Genomic DNA, 20486 nt, shown 5'->3' with positions numbered 1-20486 from the left:
ATCCCTCCAATAGTCAAGCAAAATAATTTCTTTTAATCTATCGTTCCCCTTGATTTTATAGAACTGAGTCACCTATAACTCGAAAAAGGTATAGAAATAGAATGTTTCACGAGAAACACTCAATTCCAAGTTAACTAACAACCAGAAATTCTTCGGAAAACTTGTATGCCAATCATTTTTTCAGATAGTTGTTGAAGCAATTTTCGATGAATGCAACTTCTTTAGGAGTCGTTTTCTTAGTTCCTTTAGGTAACCATCTACGAATGAGCTTATTGTGATTCTCATTAGTTCCCCTTTCCCAAGAGACATAGGGGTGCGCATAATAGATGTGTTCCTTAGAAAACACATCAGACAAGCGGTTGAATTCTGTTCCCTTATCTACCGAATTTGATGCTGTTTTAAGATGAGTTTTAAAGTCTGATTGACCGACTCAACGCTTTTATTTGGAATCAATCGGATAATTTAATGTCTACTTCTTCTATCACCAAGCAAAGTATATAGTAAAATGCATCAACCTTTTATACTAAATAAAAATAAAGCAACAAACTAAAGAACCTTTCCTAACCAACTAAAAGAGTTCATTTACAAGTATAAATCAGACTTACAACATCAATAACAAATCTTTAGCAAGGAAAAATTGATGTGAGCTACTGTTTGATTTCTGAAAAGTATAATAACTACCTTGATAGAAGACACTGATGGTGTTCGATATACCTATCATACTCAACAGATAAAGGATTGTTTGGGTTACAAGAGATATAATCTGAGAGGTAAGCGCCAAGTGAGAATTGACATGGGATTGGTACTTATGGCCAATAACCTCCTAAAACATAATATATAGAACCTAGAATAGTACACCACTATTACTAAAACATTTCTAGAGATTAATACTCAATGAAAATTAAAGAGCAAACTAGGAAGCTAGCCGTAGGCTGCTCAAAACACTGTTTTGAGGTTGTAGATGGAACTGACGAAGTCAGCTCAAAGCACGGCTTTGAGGTTGCAGATAAAACTGACGAAGTCAGTAACATATATACGTCAAGGCGAAGCTGACGTGGTTTGAAGAGATTTTCGAAGAGTATAATTTGACTTTCCTAATTGATTTGTTCAGATCTTATTCCAATCTACTATACAATAAGAGAACAACTCAAAATTAAAAAGCTAGAGTTTCGCAATTGGAAATCTCTAGCTTTTTTGTGGTTGAGAACTATTTTGTCTCAGGCTCTTTCTTATGAGAGGTACTTGCTTAAGCTTTGAAAATCGGATTTATCATCTGATCTTTATCAAACAATCTATCAATTAAGCTTCTTCGTCTTCTTTACGACGACGGCCTGCAAGACCAAGACCAAGTACTGCACTTGCGGCAGCTGCTACCATAGATACTACAGAATCTGCTGTACCCGTATTTGGCAATTCTTTAGCCACTGTACGTGTATTTGCTTGTGCTGATGCTGTTTGACTAGTATTTGCTGCTGCTTGAGTTGTAGCTGGAGTTGCATGATCAGTTGATAGAGCAACTTTCGCCATGAAGTCTTCGATACGTTTAACCATTGCATCCACTTCTGCTTGACTTGCGTCTGCATTAGCAAATACTTTCTTAGCGTCTACTAACAAGTCATTCGCTTCTTTTGCAGTTTCTGCATCAAGATTAGCTGATTCTTTGATGATTAATTCATCTAATTGACGAATAGCGCCTTCTAACTTAGCTTTATCCACTTTTGCGTCAGTGTTAGTAGCTCCGTTATTTCCTCCACCATTTGATGGTACATAAGGACGTTGTTTGAAGATATCTTTAGCTACGATTGTGTAAACTTTACCATCTTTAGTAATTACAGTTGCATTTCCTGCTCTGTCAAAGATAACTTCTACTACATTAGCATTTGCTCCTTTAATCTTAGCTTTTGCAGCTTCTTTTTCTACATCTGTTAAGTTATTGAGGTCTGCTACTGTTTCTTTTTCGAAGTCAAGGTTGATGTTTTCACCATTGTTCTTAGCTGCAACATCTTTAGCATCTTTAACTAATTGAGCTACTGGAATTGTTGCTGTCTTACCTTCTGGTGTTGTGACTGTCGCATTTCCATTTTCGTCTACTACAACTTTAGATCCTGGGTTGACTGCTTTAATTGATTCTTTAACTTTTTCAATTTCATCAGCTGTTAATTTAGCTTTATCTCCAACTAACACTCTAGTTGCTGGTGTGTTTACACCATTTTGTTGAGTTGGATCAGTTAATTTATCTTCTGGAATTACTAAGTCAAGTTCTGGGATTACTAATACTGTTCCATCACCTTTAGTAACGATTACATCACCTTTATCATTTACTACTACAGTTGATCCTGGGTTTACATCCTCTACTGCTTTCTTAACTTTTGCTTTTTCTTCATCTGTTAAGTTAGCTGGATCTTTTACTACTGTCTTAGTTGCTGGTGTATTTGCTCCATTTCCTGCATTTTCTTTACCTGCGTCTGATGCTGACTTAGTTAAGTCTGTTGCTGGAATTGTTGCTGTTTTACCTTCTGGGGTTGTGACTGTAGCGTTTCCTTTATCGTCTACTACAACTTTAGATCCTGGGTTGACTGCTTTAACTTTGTCTTCGATCGCTTTTTTCTCAGTATCTGTTAAGTTAGCTGGATCTTTAACTTCTACCTTAGATGCTGGTGTGTTTACTGCATTTCCTGCATTTGCTTTACCTGCATCTGCTGCTGACTTAGTTACGTCTGCTGCTGGAATTACTGCTGTATTTCCTTCTGGCGTTGTGACTGTGGCGTTTCCTTTATCGTCTACTACAACTTTAGATCCTGGGTTGACTGCTTTAACTTTGTCTTCGATGGCTTTCTTCTCAGCATCTGTTAAGTTAGCTGGATCTTTAACTTCTACCTTAGCTGCTGGTGTGTTTACTGCATTTCCTGCGTTTGGTTTAGCTTCATCTGCTGCTGACTTAGTCAAGTCTGTTGCTGGGATTACCGCTGTCTTACCTGCTGGAGTTGTAACTGTCGCATTGCCTTTATCGTCCACTACTACAGTCGATCCTGGATTTACTGCTTTAACCTTATCCTCAATGGCTTTCTTCTCTTCTGGAGTTAACGCATCTGGATTTGCTACTACTGTCTTATCCGCTGGTTTAACGATGTCATTGCCTGCGTTTGGTTTAGTTGCATCTTCTGGTGATTTAACTAAGTCTGTTGCTGGAATTACAGCTGTCTTACCTGCTGGAGTTGTAACTGTCGCATTGCCTTTATCGTCTACGACTACAGTCGCTCCCGGATTTACTGCTTTAACCTTATCCTCGATCGCTTTCTTCTCTTCTGGAGTTAACGCATCTGGATTTGCTACTACTGTCTTATCCGCTGGTTTAACGATATCATTGCCTGCGTTTGGTTTAGCTGCATCTGATGATGACTTAGTCAAGTCTGTTGATGGGATAACAGCTGTCTTACCTGCTGGAGTTGTGACTGTCGCATTGCCTTTATCGTCCACTACTACAGTAGCTCCTGGATTTACTGCTTTAACCTTATCTTCGATCGCTTTCTTCTCTTCTGGAGTTAACGCATCTGGATTTGCTACTACTGTCTTATCCGCTGGTTTAACGATGTCATTGCCTGCGTTTGGTTTAGCTGCATCCGCTTCTGACTTAGTCAAGTCTGTTGATGGGATTACGGCTGTCTTACCTTCTGGAGTTGTAACTGTGGCGTTGCCTTTATCGTCCACTACTACAGTTGAACCTGGATTTACTGCTTTAACCTTATCTTCAATCGCTTTCTTCTCAGCGTCTGTAAGTTTGTCTGGGTTAGCTACTACTGTCTTATCCGCTGGTTTAACGATGTCATTGCCTGCATTTGGTTTAGCTGCATCCGCTGCTGACTTAGTCAAGTCTGTTGATGGGATTACGGCTGTCTTACCTTCTGGAGTTGTGACTGTGGCGTTTCCTTTATCATCTACGACTACAGTTGAACCTGGGTTGACTGCTTTAACCTTATCTTCGATCGCTGTCTTATCAGCGTCTGTAAGTTTGTCTGGGTTAGTTACTACAGTTTTATCCGCTGGTTTAACGATGTCATTGCCTGCGTTTGGTTTAGCTGCATCCGCTTCTGATTTAGTCAAGTCTGTTGATGGGATTACGGCTGTCTTACCTGCTGGAGTTGTAACTGTCGCATTTCCTTTATCGTCCACTACTACAGTAGCTCCTGGATTGACTGCTTTAACCTTATCTTCGATGGCTTTCTTCTCTTCTGGAGTTAACGCATCTGGATTTGCTACTACTGTCTTATCCGCTGGTTTAACGATGTCATCTCCTGCATTTGGTTTGGCTGCATCCGCTGCTGACTTAGTCAAGTCTGTTGCTGGAATTACTGCTGTCTTACCTGCTAGAGTCGTGACTGTCGCATTTCCTTTATCGTCTACGACTACAGTTGAACCTGAGTTAACAGCTTTAACCTTATCTTCGATGGCTTTCTTCTCAGCGTCTGTAAGTTTGTCTGGGTTAGCTACTACAGTTTTATCCGCTGGTTTAACGATGTCATTGCCTGCGTTTGGTTTAGCTGCGTCTGCTGCTGACTTAGTCAAGTCTGACGCTGGGATTACCGCTGTCTTACCTTCTGGAGTTGTGACTGTGGCGTTTCCTTCATCGTCCACTACTACAGTTGAACCTGGGTTAACGGCTTTAACCTTATCTTCGATCGCTTTCTTCTCAGCGTCTGTAAGTTTGTCTGGATTTGCTACTACTGTCTTATCCGCTGGTTTAACGATGTCATCTCCTGCGTTTGGTTTAGCTGCGTCTGCTGCTGACTTAGTCAAGTCTGACACTGGAATTACTGCTGTCTTGCCTGCTGGAGTTGTAACTGTCGCGTTGCCTTTATCGTCTACGACTACAGTTGAACCTGAGTTAACAGCTTTAACCTTATCTTCGATTGCTTTCTTCTCTTCTGGAGTTAACGCATCTGGATTTGCTACTACTGTCTTATCCGCTGGTTTAACGATATCATTGCCTGCGTTTGGTTTAGCTGCATTCGCTGCTGATTTTGTTAAGTCAGAAGCTGGAATTACGGCTGTCTTACCTGCTGGAGTTGTAACTGTCGCGTTGCCTTTATCGTCCACTACTACAGTTGAACCTGGGTTGACTGCTTTAACCTTATCTTCGATGGCTTTCTTCTCAGCGTCTGTAAGTTTGTCTGGGTTAGCTACTACAGTTTTATCCGCTGGTTTAACGATATCATTGCCTGCGTTTGGTTTAGCTGCATCCGCTGCTGACTTAGTCAAGTCTGTTGATGGGATAACAGCTGTCTTACCTGCTGGCGTTGTGACTGTGGCGTTTCCTTTATCGTCCACTACTACAGTTGAACCTGGGTTAACAGCTTTAACCTTATCTTCGATTGCTTTCTTCTCTTCTGGAGTTAACGCATCTGGATTTGCTACTACTGTCTTATCCGCTGGTTTAACGATATCATTGCCTGCGTTTGGTTTAGCTGCATCCGCTGCTGATTTTGTTAAGTCAGAAGCTGGAATTACGGCTGTCTTACCTGCTGGAGTTGTGACTGTGGCGTTTCCTTTATCATCTACGACTACAGTTGAACCTGGGTTGACTGCTTTAACCTTATCTTCGATCGCTGTCTTCTCAGCGTCTGTAAGTTTGTCTGGGTTAGCAACTACAGTTTTGTCCGCTGGTTTAACGATGTCATTGCCTGCGTTTGGTTTAGTTGCATCTTCTGGTGATTTAACTAAGTCTGTTGATGGGATAACAGCTGTCTTACCTTCTGGAGTTGTAACTGTGGCGTTGCCTTTATCGTCTACGACTACAGTCGCTCCTGGATTTACTGCTTTAACCTTATCCTCGATCGCTTTCTTCTCTTCTGGAGTTAACGCATCTGGATTCGCTACTACTGTCTTATCCGCTGGTTTAACGATATCATTGCCTGCGTTTGGTTTAGCTGCATCCGCTGCTGACTTAGTCAAGTCTGTTGCTGGGATTACCGCTGTCTTACCTTCTGGCGTTGTGACTGTCGCATTTCCTTTATCGTCCACTACTACAGTTGAACCTGGGTTAACAGCTTTAACCTTATCTTCGATGGCTTTCTTCTCTTCTGGAGTTAACGCATCTGGATTTGCTACTACTGTCTTATCCGCTGGTTTAACGATGTCATTGCCTGCGTTTGGTTTCTTAGTATCTTCAACAGTACGTACTAATTCTTCTACAGGAATCACTTGTGTTTGACCATCTGGAGTTGAAACTTTAGCATTTCCTTTTTCATCTACTGTTACTACAGAGTTTGGATTTACAGCTTCAACTGCTGCTTTAATTTTCTCCTTCTCAGCATCTGTCAACTTAGCTGGATCATTTACAACTACTTTATCAGCTGGTTTAACTACGTCGTTTCCTGCTTTTGGATCATTTGCTGTATCAGCAGTTTTCACTACTTGCTCAGGAGTGATGATTTCCTGATGACCATCTGGAGTTGTAACAGTAATATTTCCATCTGCATCTTGAGTAATTTCTTTAGCATCTGGATTTACTTTCTTAACTGCTTCTAAGACCTTAGCTTTTTCTGCATCTGTTAAAGCACTTGGATCATTTACAAGAACTTTATCAGCTGGAATATTCACTTCACCTACAGCTTTAATAGCCGCTTTATCTGACTCTTCAATTCCATTGACAGCTTCTGCTGTTTTAGCTGCATCTACAGATTTTTTAGCTTGTTCTGCAATCTTATCTACTTGAGCTTTAAGATCTTCTTTAGCTTTAGGAGTCAAGTCGTCGCGAGCATCAATTGCTGCTTTTTTAGCTGTTGCTTCATCATCAATTGCTTTACGAGCGTTTGGTTTATCTTCTACAACAGGTACAGATTTTTCGATTTCTTTCTTAGCTTCGTCTTGAAGTTGCTTAACTTCAGCATCTGTTCCAGCTTTATCGATTGCTTTCTTAGCTTCTTCAGCTAGAGCCTTAGCTGCATCTGCTGCAACTTTCTTCTCTTCATCTGTAGCATCTGGAGTGTTTTCGATTGCTTTTAATTGTTCAGCTAATTTATCATCGATTGCTTTCTTAGCTACTGGTTTCGTTACTGCTTCTGGATTCACAGCCGCAACTTCATCTACACCTGTTTTCTTAGCTGTATCTACTGCTTTTTGAGCTTCAGCTGCTTTTTCTGGTGTATCTGCATTGTCTGGTTGTGCATTAATTGCATCTGTTGCTGATTTAGCCTTATCTTGAGCATCTTTCTTAGCCGCGTCTTTTTCTTCTTTCGTTAAATCAGTACGGGCATCGATTTCTGCTTCTTTCTTAGCTAATTCATCCGCTACTGCTTTCTTAGCTGCTTCTTTCGCTACTGGATTTACAGATTTAACATCCGCTACACCCTTATCTTTTGCATTATCAACCGCAGTTTGAGCTGCTGTTGCTGCTTCTGGTGTTTCTGCATTGTCTGGTTGTGCGTTAATTACATCTGTTGCTGATTTAGCTTTGGCTTGAGCATCTTTCTTAGCTGCAGCTTTTTCTGCGTCAGTTAAGTCTGTACGCGCATCAATTTCTGCTTCTTTCTTAGCTAATTCGTCTGCCACTGCTTTCTTAGCTGCTTCTTTAGCTACTGGATTCACTTTCGCAATTTCATCTAATCCAGCTGTTTTCGCTGTATCTACTGCTGCATCTGTTGTTGCTACATCAATTGCTTCTTTAGCTTTCTTAGCTGCTTCCGCTGCTTTATCTTTTGCTGCTTTTTTCTCTGCATCTGTCAAGTCTGTACGAGCATCAATAGCATTGTTTTTAGCTGTCAATGCATCGTCGATTGCTTGTTTAGCTTCCGTTTTCTTAACTGCTGCTGGATTTACAGCTGTAACATCAGCTACACCTGTTTTCTTAGCCGCATCCACTGCATCTTGTGCTGTTTTCGCTGCTTCTGGTGTATCCGCTGCATCTGGTTGTTTAGCAATTTCAGCTAGTTGTGCGTCAGCTTTATCTTTTGCTTCTTTCTTAGCTGCTGTTTTTTCTTCATCAGTTAAGTCTGTGCGAGCATCGATTTCTTTATTTTTAGCTGTTAATGCATCTGCAATTGCTGTTTTCGCTGCTTCTTTCGCTACTGGAGTTACGTTTTCAACTGCTGTAGTTCCATCTGTTTTAACTTTATCAACTTCTGCGTTTGTAGTTGCTTTATCAACTGCATCTTTAGCTGCTGCTGCTTTTGCTTTTGCAATTTCTTTCGCTTTAGTTTTTTCTTCTGGAGTTAAATCCGTACGCGCATCGATTTCATTGTTTTTAGCTGTTAATGCATCATCGATTGCTTTCTTAGCTGCTGGTTTCTTAGCCGCTACTGGATCTACAGCTTTAACATCTGCTACACCTTTATCTTTTGCACCATCTACTGCTGTTTGGGCTGCTGCTGCTTTTTCTGGTGTTTCTGCGTTGCTTGGTTGAGCATCGATTGCATCTGTTGCTTCCTTAGCTTTATCTTGCGCATCTTTCTTAGCTGCTGCTTTTTCTTCGTCAGTTAAGTCAGTACGTCCGTCGATTGCTTTTTCTTTCTCAGCTAATTCATCTGCGATTGCTTTCTTAGCTGCTTCTTTCGCTACTGGGTTTACAGCTTTAACGTCTGCTACACCTTTATCTTTTGCATCATCTACTGCTGTTTGGGCTTCTGCTGCTTTTTCTGGTGTTTCTGCGTTATCTGGCTGTGCGTTAATTGCGTCTGTTGCTTCTTTTGCTTTCGCTTTTGCGTCTTCCTTAGCTGCTGCTTTTTCTTTGTCAGTTAAGTCAGTACGTGCATCGATTGCTTTTTCTTTCTCAGCTAACTCTTTTGCGATTTCATCTTTAGCTTTTGTTTTCGCTACTGGGTTTACTTTCGCAATTTCTCCAGTACCAGCTGTTTTAGCTGTATCTACTGCTGCATCTGTTGTTGCTGCATCGATTGCATCTGTTGCTTTCTTAGCTTCTTCTGCTGCTTTTTCTTTAGCTGTTTGTTTTTCTTCTGGAGTTAAGTCTTCACGTGCGTCAATTGCAGCTACTTTATCTTTAAGAGCATCTTCAACTGCTTTCTTAGCTGCTGGTTTCTTAGCCGCTACTGGATCTACAGCTTTAACGTCTGCTACACCTTTATCTTTTGCACCATCTACTGCTGTTTGGGCTGCTGTAGCTTTGTCAGCTGAATCAGTAATAGATGGTTGTGCATCAATTGCATCTGTTGCTTCTTTAGCTTTATCTTGAGCTTCTTTCTTAGCTGCGTCTTTTTCTTCTTTCGTCAAATCAGTACGAGCATCGATTTGCTCTTCTTTTTTAGCTAACTCAGCTGCCACTGCTTTCTTAGCTGCTTCTTTTGCTACTGGGTTTACAGATGTTACATCTGCTACACCTTTATCTTCAGCATCATTAACGATTTTTTGTGCTGCCGCTGCTGCTTCTGGTGTGTCAGCATTGTCTGGTTGTGCAGTAATTTTAGCAAGTTCTGCATCTGCTAATTTTTGAGCTTCAGCTTTTGCTGCTGTTTTCTCAGCATCTGTTAAATCAGTACGTTTGTCGATTTCAGAATTTTTATCTGTTAATGCATTTGCAATTGCTTCTTTAGCATTTTCTTTTGCTACTGGGTTAACTTTACCAATCGCTGTAGTTCCAGCTGTTTTAGCTTGATCTACTGCATCGTTTGTTGTTGCAGCATCAATAGCTTTAGTTGCTTCTGCTGCAGCCGTATTATTTTTCGCGATAGCTGCTGCTTGTTCTGCTTGTGTTAGATTTGTATCTGCTTTAATCGCATCTTCTTTAGCTTTACGAGTTGCTTCAACATCTGCTTTTGCTGCGTCTTTTTTCGCTACCACTGGATTATCTGCTGCGATTGCATCAGTTCCTGCATTTTGAGCTTTATCAAGAGCATCTTTTGTTGTAACTTCAGGTTTTGCAATTTCATCAAGAGCTTTAGCTTTATCTGCATTTACTTTCTTGATTGCTTCATCTTTTTCTTCTTGAGTTGCTTCTGGGTTATTGTTAATAGCCTCAATTTGCTTCTCAGCTGCTTTATTAACCTCATCGATAGCAGGTTGTTTATCTAATTTAGTGAAATCTGATAATGGTCTTACATCTTTAGAACCATCTTTATATGTTGCAACAATGTTATTACCTTCTTTAGTAATTGTAGCAACTTTGTTATCAGTATTATCTACTGCCTCACCACGTTTAGATTCTAGGTTTTTATCTTCATTCGTTCTAGAATATTCTAATTTTGCTTTAATTTTAGCAAATTCTTCATCAGTTACTGCTGTTGGATCAGCTACTGCTACTTTATCTTCTTCTGTTGGTGTAACGATATCATATTTCTTAGCTTGTGCTTTTAATACGAATGTTACAGCACCTGGGTCAGTTAAATATGTACCAACAATTTCTCCATTATTTTTATTTTTTACTGCATTATTAGAAATCTCTGCACCATCTGTATCTGTTGCTGTTGCAAAACGAGTTACAAGCTCTAATGAGTCGTTTTCTGTTTTTGGCAATCTACTTTCAGCAATACCAGAAACCTGTCCAGTAACTTTAATTTTGGCTGGTGTAGCAGTTTCAGAATTAATCGCTGTTACAGTGAATCCCCATTCATTATCTTGTAGATCTGGATTTCCACCAACATTATTTAAGGCAATATTTCCACCTTTTCTAAGGGCTGCTGATTTAATTTTTCCTGAATCATCGTTAAATGTAATATCAACGTCTGCTTCTTCTCCAGTATATAAATAAACTTCTTTTTTATTCGGAGCGGGATCTGAATACGGAATTGATACTGTTGGAGCAACGTTCGTACGGGCAAAATCAGTCAATGGTTTTCTATCTACAGAACCATCTTTATATGTTACTACTAAATCATTCCCATCTCTTGTAATTGTGTCAATTCTAGCATCTTTATCAGTTACTTCTTGACCACGCTTAGATTCCAACTTCTTGTCTGGATTTGTTTTAGAGTATTCTAATTTTACTTTTTCTTTAATCTTGTTAAATTCTGCTTCTGTTACATTTGAAGCATCTACTACTGGTAGTTTATCTGCTTCTGCAACTTCTTGAATATCATATTTTTGAGTCTGAGGTTTAAGCATTACACGGAATGCTGTTGAATCAGCTGCTGTTCCTCCATCACCTCTAGCATCTGCTCCATCTTTATCGACAGCATTTACAAAACGCCAACCTAAAGCTATACCCGGTGGGTTTTCTCCTCTAGTTACTTCTTCTAACTTATCTTGTGTAAATTTCCCTTCTGCTGCAGGTGTTCCAGTGTATGTAATAACAGCCGGGCTATCTGTTGTCGCAGGTGTTTCAGTACTAATCTTATTCGCAGTAAATCCGTACTCCACGTTTACTTGATCTGTTTCTCCTACTACATCTTTAAAGCTCTGGTTACTCCCCCTTTTTAGAACCGCACTTGCAATCTTTCCGCTATCATCTTTGATTTTAATATCAAATGTGTTAACTTCTGATGCGTAAACATACACTTCTTTCTTATTAGGTGCTGGATCTGAGTATTCAATTTCAACTGTTGGTTTTTCGTTTGTACGTGCAACGCTTGAAACATCCGCAGTATCCACTGAATCATCTTGATATGTTACAGTAATAGTTCCATTAGCAATATCAATGTTCTTTACTACTGATGCTTTATCTTTTAATGCTTCACCCTTTTTAGATTCAAATCTAGCGTCTGCACTTGTCTTAGAATATTCAATATTGATTTGATTTTTAATTTTTTCAATGTCTGCCGCAGTTAAATTGTTAATATCTGTAACACTAATTTTATCAGCGTTTGATTCTGGTTGTTGGATACTGTATTTGTATGTTTGAGATTTAAGGACAATCTTAAAGTATCCCTCTGCATTTACACCACTTCCAGCAGCAGACATTGTAGAACCATCTTTTGCTGTTACACGAAGATAACGGTCACCCATAGCGAAGTTTTGAGCTTCCGTCTTCGTATAGTTTTTATTCCCCATGATAGTAGCATTCGGTTGACCTGTCATCGCTACTGTTAGTGGTGTGTCTGTTTCTGTAGTGATTTTCTTGAAGTAGTAACCATAATCATCTGTAAGAGTCGTATCATCTACAGTTGTGAACTTTTGACTTGATCCTTTTGTTGTTTCAACATATGTTACTTTGTTTGTTGCTGAGTTGATTTTAAATTCAATATTAGCTTCTTCTTTGTTATAAACATAGATTTCTTTTGTTGTATCATTTGAAAACTCTGTAGTGTAAGTAATATCACCTACAGTTTTTGAAGTTTCAGTACGGAAAGTATTATCCTTATCCATCACTTTTCCGTTACGTGGATCTTTAGAACCTGTATTTTCGATTGAATTAGAATCAGATTTTGGTTCAGTGTTTTCTGCTTTTTTACCTACAGTTGGTTGTCCGTTAGTTGTGTCTACTACTGGAGTCTCTTTTTTCTCTACAGGTTTGTTTCTTAATCCAGCGTTAGCTGTATTTACAAGTTTGTTGTAAGCTTTTGTAATTTGGTCTTGAGTTGTTGCGTTCACTAATGCAACTTTTGCAGCTTCTAAATCAGCTTTTAATACCGCAACAGATTCATCTGTTTTATTAGCATAAGAACCGTTAGCAAGTTTTGTTTCAATTTCTGAAATGTAGCTTTCAAGTTGAGTTTTGTTCAAAGCTGGAGCTACTTCTGTCGCAGGCTTAGACTCGTCTTGTTCAAGTTGTGTGTCAGTCTTTCCAGTAACCTGTGTTCCCTGAACTTCAGCCGCTTGAACTGATACAGCTCCATTACCTAAGAACATGAAAAGAGCAGCGACTGCTACACTAGCCGCTCCAAAGCTATATTTACGAATCGAATAACGCGTGACCTTTTCACGACGTAGACGCTCAGCGCGACTCATAGACGATTTATTTTCCATTAATTTGGATCTCCTTTTAAGTGTACATTTTGGATTTTCACACAAAACTAGCCGTTTCACAAAAACAACTACTTTTTACTTAATATGAAAATCTGTATTTAAGATTCTACCTCATTTTAAATATATATGCAAATAATTTAACCGTAATTTTCTGCAAAAAAAAAAAAAAGCGTTTTGGGAAAGTAGGGCATTTTCAGAAAATTTTCGATTGAATTTTTTCTACTTTTTTTAAATAAATATATATGATGTTATCCAATCAATCTTATATAAAAATTTAGGCTAGTTCGGAAAAACAGCGGATATATTTTTTAATTTTAGTAAAATAAATAGGTTTGAAGTATGAAAATAGTGTATTTGTATCTCTATACACTAAAATCATTCGTACAAAATATAAAATCTATTCCAAATAAAAACATGCTATCTAGTTCGATAACATGCCTGTTTCTCTTTTTATAGCAACTCCTCAAACTCAGCGACAGTCATGCCCAATTGCTCACTCGCAACCTCAGAAGTCAGAAGACCTTGGTGGACTAGATTTAGTAGCATAGACAAACTTCCTTCAACTTTCTCACGCTCCAGTCCCTGTTCAATACCACGTTCTAAACCTTGTTCAATCCCTTATGCCCTAGCTGTTTCCAAAGCATAGTCCTGTGCTAACAAGGCTTGTTCTTCGCGCCTGCGTTGTTCACTAAACATTTTTCTGTCCTCCTCGGACCAGCTCTTATAGTCTAGCAGTTGGTCTGCCTGGCTGATGGCTCGTTCTGGTTGCTGGGTAAAGGGCTTGTTCCCAAAAAACTCCAACCATGGCTTACGAACCTCGTCTTTGCTGGTTTCTCTGTATTTTTTTAGTCCTTATTTGTTATGCTCTTTCAATAATGCTTCAAACTCAGCGACGGTCATTCCCAATTGTTCACTCGCAAATTCGGAAGTTAAAACATGTTGGTGGACTAAGTCTAGAAAGGTAAAGATTTTCCCACGCTCTAGTCCCTGTTCAAGACCACGTTCTAATCCCTTTTCTTCAGCTTGTTCCAAGGCATAGTCCTGCGCTAACAAGGCTTGTTCTTCGCGCCTGCGTTGTTCACTAAACATTTTCCTGTCCTCCTCGGACCAGCTCTTATAGTCTAGCAGTTGGTCTGCCTGGCTGATGGCTCGTTCTGGTTGCTGGGTAAAGGGCTTATTCCCAAAAAACTCCAACCATGGCTTGCGAATACTATCCTTGCTGGTTTCTCTGTATTTTTTAGTCCTTATTTGTTATGCTCTTTCAATAGTTCTTCAAACTCAGAGACAGTCATACCTAACTGCTGGCTGGCAACCTCGGAAGTCAAAAGACCTTGGCGAACCATATCTAGGAAAGTAAAGACTCTTCCTTCAACTTTCCCACGCTCCAGTCCCTGTTCAAGGCCCTCTGCACGGCCACGTTCTAATCCTCTTTCTTCAGCTTGTTCCAAGGCATAGTCCTGCGCTAACAAGGCTTGTTCTTCACGCCTGCGCTGTTCACTAAACATTTTCCTGTCCTCCTCGGACCAGCTCTTATAGTCTAGCAGTTGGTCTGCCTGGCTGATGGCTCGTTCAGGTTGCTGGGTAAAGGGCTTATTCCCAAAAAACTCCAACCATGGCTTGCGAATACTATCCTTGCTGGTTTCTCTGTATTTTTTTAGTTCCAAGAACGCCATCTTGACCAGATGGTTTTCCTGACCGTTGTTTGTGATTGTTAAAACTTCACCTGTCGTATCCTCTCGCATACTAAAACTGTGAAAGGCTAAGTCATCTTGAAAATAATTACTGTCCACGATAGCGATAGCATATACTGGTGCAATATGTTTATAACTCTGGTGGGTATCACCTTCTCGTTGGCGAATTTTTTCAAGATTCTGATTGACCTGACTGCATAAGTAAGCCCACAAACGATTAATGAAAAAATTCTGATGATGTACTTGTATTTCGATAATAACTTGCGTTCCATTATCCAACTCCGCCAATACATCTATACTGGTATAGAAATCTTGGGCTGAATAAGGCATGGAAGGTAATACATGAATATTGCTTCCCTCCAAAATCGTTACATTTTTTGCAGGTAAGTCCAGCATATCGCGGATAAATTGACAAGTGATTTCGGGATTGCTAAAGATTTTCTTAGCAACCAAATCATTGGTCGGGCTAATGCCCGGATGACGTAAAGTCATACTTCCTCTCCTTTCATTATAGCACATTTTTAAATCTAATCTCACTAGATTCACCGCTACTATCTATTTATTCGAAAAGGAAATGGATTGTGAAGATGTTTTATCTCGTTTCAACTAAAATATAATCTTGAGCAATCAGCTATCCATCAACTGTCAGATTCAGGAAAAAATACAGGGTTGGTATGCACAAATCTTTTTTGCTTTCCCCAGCTTGCAATTGAAGAACTTGAATCTCATCCTGATGAATAACACCATATCCAGTTAAAATCAAATCTTAATTTCTAAAGGCGTACTACATTCACCAGTATATTGAACTACACCATCTTATTAACAACTTTATCCACAATTGTGGAAAAAGTTGTTAATAACTAAACATCTTTTCCTAAAGCCTTTCTGATTCAATACTAAATCATAAAAAATTATTTTTATTACAATGTAAAAAGTCTTAACTTTTCTGACGAACTACTACTATTCTCTACCAAAACCCATCCCCTCCTAGCTAACAATTAACATTCAAATTTTCTCCGTGTCAACAAATGAAACCGTATTGTTTACAAAAATTATCTTAGTTCCACGCTTGTCCACAATCTGTGGATAACTTCTGTGAATTATCCAATTTTTAAGAACTCTTTTACTCTCAGTTGGCTACTATTTCTAAGGTTAATGAGATTTTCCCACTCTTATAAATCTGTGGAAAAGTTTGAAAATAACTCCATCTTCAAGCAAACTGTTATTTTCAAGAAACAAGGTCAAGTCTTACAAGAGTGCAAAAAAACACCCCTCTGAATGTTCATTCCAGAGAGATGTTCCTTTTGCCTTAGCTATTGTAAATCGATTGTCTAAAGTCATCTGAATCTTTGAGATAAGCTTTATAAATCGCTTTTTTCAGTTTTTGGACTGGGGTTTCGATAAAGGTATAGGTGCGAGCAGTTGTTTTGCCTGTCTTAATCTGTTTCAACTCCTCTTGGACAGCTTTCTGCATCAATTCACTTAACTTCTGACTTGTCAGACTTACTTCCTGACCTTCATATTGGATTGTCAAAGGTTTCAATTGATTGAGCCTATCCACTCTTTCCTTGATTTGTGCTTTTTTGAACTCAGCATAACTCTTACCATTCAAAACTTTATTGAAAATGTAAGTATCAGACAACGGCTTATTTTCAGCCTCTGCTGCTTCTTTAAACTGATTTGACACATAAGGAACAAATCCTTCATAATAGCCCAAAGCAGCCATCAATTCAAAGGCCTGTTTTCTAAAGGTGATATCCCCACTCATACCAGAGTCATTTTGACTAACACCATAAATGGTATCAAACATATCAACGGTATAATAACCATTTGCTGCAATTTTACCTTTATCTGAAAAACCAGCAATGATATAACGATTGACCAGGATATGATTGTCAATCAAACTATCAATATCTGTCAATTTTTTAGCATCTTCTAAGGTCAGAGCTTGAATCTCCTCACTCTTATGAGTCGGTTTAACCGCTGTATTACGGTAATCTACCCAAGTTCTAGGACCTGTTGAAGTAATCGGCATTATTTTTTTGAAATAACTCATCTTGTCTTCTGCAGATAAGTTTCTACTTGCCTCTGCTTCTAGATAATCTAGAGTATAAAGAACATCAAAACTTCCCTTCATATAAGATTTCAAATCTTCTGCCGTTTTAAATCGATCAGGTGTTTTATTGTAAAATCCATTCTTATCACTCTCATCATATACAAAGTTGAGATTGAAATAAGTATCCTTTTCTGGATTATAGGAATTTTCAAAAATACCACGCGCATAAAACTCTGCTCCTGTACCATCTCGACGACCATGATTATTAAACAGAACTGTTCCGTCTAATAAATGCGTCATTTCATGAGAATAAGTCGCTGAGCCTCTATCATCCAGAACCCTATCTATAAAGTAACGGACACCTAATCCATTGGCCTCAGCTCCTACCTTACTTACTGGAGAATAGTAATTCATAGGAGTCATAAATTGGTCAACTCCTTTATCAGCTCCACTACCAGCAGCTGATGACCAAGTGCTATCAATCTGGTCATTCGGATTACTTGTATATTTCTTCATCGTATCAATAATCAAGCGATTTGTCAGCAACTTATCACGATTTTCTGGTTTTGTTATACGATAAAGAGTATCAACATAGTTGGCTTGTTGTACAGCCGCTTTTTCAATTAAAGACTTGACCCTAGCAAGCTCAGCCTGATACTTAGTTGGATTAGACTGGGCAAGAGAAGTATCTATATAGGAACCAATATTACCGTAAGTAATCGTCGCCATATTACTAATCACGTAAATATGTGGTTCTTTCACATTCAAAAGTCCCAAAATAGCAGCCATATTAGCCTCTTGTTTACGAGGATCCTTTTCCCCAGCTGTCAACTTGCTATATAGCCCGACATGCGCTGAAGAATTTTCCTTAGATGGTTTTTCAACAATCATAGCTTGGCTCGATTTTTTAAGCCAGGTATCCGCATCATCTGACGTAAAGAGTTGGCGATTGCTGTCTAAAAATTCCTTCAAGCTAGCCTTACCTGTAATAGTAGATAAGTATTTTGTAAATGTTTGAGGACTATTGGTCAATTTCATCTCTTCATAAGACATGGATCCTAATTTTTTCAAACTATCCAAGGCTGTCATTGTTTTATTACCAAATGAGCTTGGATTAAAGGCCAGAATATCACGAATATTCGTGTCCCCAAATTGAATATTATAAAAACGATTGATATAAGACAGTCCCAACAAAATCTGCTCTTTGTATTGCTCCAGCTCTTGTTTGACCTTACTGCGATTTTCAGGGGTATCTCCTATAATTCCCAATGTATGCGAGGCAATCTTTTTGAAACTTGACTCAGCTTGCATCTTCGTCTGATCAAAGCTTTCTTGAATTGACAGTTTTTGAAGATACTCTGTGCGCAACATATCTTTGACTTCTTGGTCAGTGATATTTGAGTGTGTTTTTCTGAGCGCAATTCTCTTTGTTATAATATCTCGAGGATCATAGACAGGCTCCAACTGTGCTTTTAGTTTACTGTCATGTAAGAAGTCTACTGACCTCGCGCTTGTGGTCAAAGCAGACACATCCACAGCATCTTCTCTCTCACTATTAACCGGAAGTAAGTGTGGTTTATCCTCCTGACTACCAACTAAAACAACTCTCGGTTTCATTGGTTTTGTTATTTGAATCGCTTCTTGAGGATTAACCAATTCACCAGTTTGTTCATTGATAGCGTAAGTTCTGGTAAGTGTATTCTCACCAACTTCTCCTTCAGAGGCTACCTTTTCTATATTTTTAGCAAGTGAAGAATCCTCTCTTCGCTCCTCAATAACAGCAATCGGTTGTATTACTTTTTCCACATTACCAACTTGAATCACTTTATCTACTGCTGGATTTACTTGTCTAGTAGTGTCAGATACCGTCACCTGACCTGTTGACTTATCTAATTGATAAGTCGTCCTAGTTTCCACCGAACCATCACGCCCTACAACCGCTACTTCCTGTCGTCTGAACTCCAAGGCAGGATTCATCTGGTAGATCGTTTTATGAGATAGGACAGTAGTTTCTACACTCGGTTTAGTTCCAACTTCTACAACTTGATCAACTTTGTTAGCTACTATTTTGACAGTTTTATTCTCAGAAATATTTCCACTTGCTTGATCTTTAGTATAGGTAGTAGTAACTTGTTCTTGTCCTTCAACACCCGGAATTTTCACTCTTGTAACGCCGTGGTCTAGTGCCTCATTCTTTTCATAAATGGTTTCATAAGGAACAGCTTTGGTCTCTACTTTGGTCTGAGGAAGTTGAGTGTCTTCTTTATACTCTGGAAGAGCCTCCTGTATCTCAGGCTCATCGGAAACGCCACCTTCATAAGATGGAAGCGCTGGTTCTACTAAGGACTCACCAGAAACGCCGCCCTCATAAGAAGGAAGAGACGGTTCCACCAAGGATTCGCCAGAAACGCCGCCCTCATAAGAAGGAAGAGACAGCTCTACCAACGATTCGCCAGAAACGCCACCTTCATAAGATGGAAGCACTGGTTCTACCAAGGATTCACTGGAAACACCGCCCTCATAAGAGGGAAGGGGTGACTCTACCAACGATTCGCCAGAAACGCCACCCTCATAAGACGGAAGAAACGGCTCTACCAAGGATTCACTGGAAACACCGCCCTCATAAGAGGGAAGGGGTGACTCTACCAACGATTCGCCAGAAACGCCACCCTCATAAGATGGAAGCGCTGGTTCTACCAAGGATTCACCGGAAACACCGCCCTCATAAGAGGGGAGAGACGGCTCTACCAAGGACTCGCTAGAGACACCACCTTCATAAGATGGAAGAGCTGGTTGGACTTCCGGGGCTAGGCTTATGCCATTTTCTTGAGGTTCCTTCTCTTTTGTCCCGACCAGAATCACCTGAGCAACTGCTTCACGAATCACCTCTCTTCCTATTTCATTTCGCGTAACCACACCATCAATAATCCTTACTTCTGTTAAGATTCGTTCTTGTCCCTTGGTTCCCTCTCTAGAGATTCTTTTTTCTCCCTTAGCCAGAGTTGGGTCAAACTGAAATTGAGTTTCAAACTCTATCTCCCCTACCCTAATTTCCAGTTCTGGCTTGTCTTCAATAACAGTTTTCCTTCCTTCATCTGGTACTTTTTTAGACTCAATACTCATACTTTTTTCAGGAGTTGGATTTAAAAGGGGCTCAACTGCATAGGATGGTTGAGGAGATTGTACAAGATCTTCAGTCGTTCTAAAATGAGATGCAGACTGTGGTACAATCTTCTTAGATTGAGGTTCTGAACTGTCCTCCTTTTGAGATAATGCTGGCGACTCTACCTTATCAACAGAAAGTTCCTTGTTACCACTATCTCTTACCAAATAATATCCCGTAAATTCATATCCTTGGACTGTTTCAGGACTTGGTAGAAACTGACCTTCTACTCTCTTAACAAGGGCTGGTTGCAATTCTACCAGATTTTCTAAAGCAGAGATGGATGCTCCCAAGCCACCAACAGCAAAGACTGTCACAAGGAAGTAAGACGCTCCCTTTTTTCTCTTAATTAAAGTGAAGGAAAGCAATAATAATCCCGCTCCCAAGATAAACATCCCATCATTAGAAAACAGACCTGTTTCTGGTAATCTTGTAGCCAATTTTCGATAGACAAAGTAATATTCTTTTCCCTCTTTTACCTCAATCTTATTTTCTTCAAACCATTGCAACTCAGATTTCAGCTTTTCAGATAAATCCTGCTCATCCAAATAATGACTTGAAATTAGTGTTGAACTCGTTTCTGTAGCCTGTACAGGTTGAGCACCCATACCAGCAAAAAATAAACTCGTTCCTAGCAAGACCGAACAAGCTCCTATTGTATATTTCCTCAAAGAAAAACGCTGCTTTCTCTCAAATTGAAATTCTTTCATCCCATATCCTATCATTC

The 20486-nt window shown here is 39.4% G+C and carries 4 protein-coding genes and 4 pseudogenes; 1 reads left to right on the top strand and 7 read right to left on the bottom strand.

Annotated features, from left to right (window positions below; genetic code table 11):
- Window positions 1-72: 72 nt before the first annotated feature.
- A pseudogene (locus tag CJ239_RS01245) lies at window positions 73-510 on the bottom strand (IS30 family transposase); the annotation flags it as partial.
- 384 nt (window positions 511-894) lie between these two features.
- Here CJ239_RS01245 and CJ239_RS11950 point away from each other — a divergent pair.
- Window positions 895-1053 carry a hypothetical protein gene (locus CJ239_RS11950; protein ID WP_257994390.1) on the top strand — a complete coding sequence of 53 codons (159 nt, stop codon included), beginning with the start codon at window positions 895-897 and terminating at the stop codon, window positions 1051-1053.
- Between the two features lie 246 nt (window positions 1054-1299).
- Here CJ239_RS11950 and CJ239_RS01240 read toward each other — a convergent pair whose 3' ends face one another.
- From CJ239_RS01240 to CJ239_RS01220, 6 genes and pseudogenes are all read right to left on the bottom strand, one after another.
- Window positions 1300-12849 carry a DUF1542 domain-containing protein gene (locus CJ239_RS01240; RefSeq protein ID WP_102210265.1) on the bottom strand — a complete coding sequence of 3850 codons (11550 nt, stop codon included), beginning with the start codon at window positions 12847-12849 and terminating at the stop codon, window positions 1300-1302.
- A 450-nt stretch (window positions 12850-13299) separates the two neighbouring features.
- Window positions 13300-13698, bottom strand: a pseudogene (locus CJ239_RS01235) (hypothetical protein); the annotation flags it as partial.
- Window positions 13699-13701: 3 nt separating this feature from the next.
- Window positions 13702-14097, bottom strand: a pseudogene (locus CJ239_RS11620) (hypothetical protein); the annotation flags it as partial.
- On the bottom strand, window positions 14094-15032 hold the full coding sequence (locus tag CJ239_RS01225; RefSeq protein WP_102210263.1) for an Rpn family recombination-promoting nuclease/putative transposase: 939 nt from the start codon (window positions 15030-15032) through the stop codon (window positions 14094-14096). The gene CJ239_RS01225 and the pseudogene CJ239_RS11620, both read right to left, overlap by 4 nt.
- A gap of 139 nt (window positions 15033-15171) precedes the next feature.
- Window positions 15172-15332 (bottom strand): annotated as a pseudogene (locus CJ239_RS11945) (alpha-L-fucosidase); the annotation flags it as partial.
- Between the two features lie 517 nt (window positions 15333-15849).
- The gene (locus CJ239_RS01220; RefSeq protein ID WP_102210262.1) at window positions 15850-20469 is read right to left on the bottom strand and encodes a ZmpA/ZmpB/ZmpC family metallo-endopeptidase; all 4620 of its coding nucleotides are present in this window, start codon (window positions 20467-20469) and stop codon (window positions 15850-15852) included.
- Between the last annotated feature and the right edge of the window lie 17 nt (window positions 20470-20486).

Origin of the sequence: Streptococcus sp. UMB0029, from assembly GCF_002871495.1 — a bacterium.
Taxonomy (GTDB): domain Bacteria; phylum Bacillota; class Bacilli; order Lactobacillales; family Streptococcaceae; genus Streptococcus.
The sequence above is the reverse complement of the archived record's forward strand: the minus strand, read 5'-3'. Positions and strand labels throughout refer to the sequence as shown.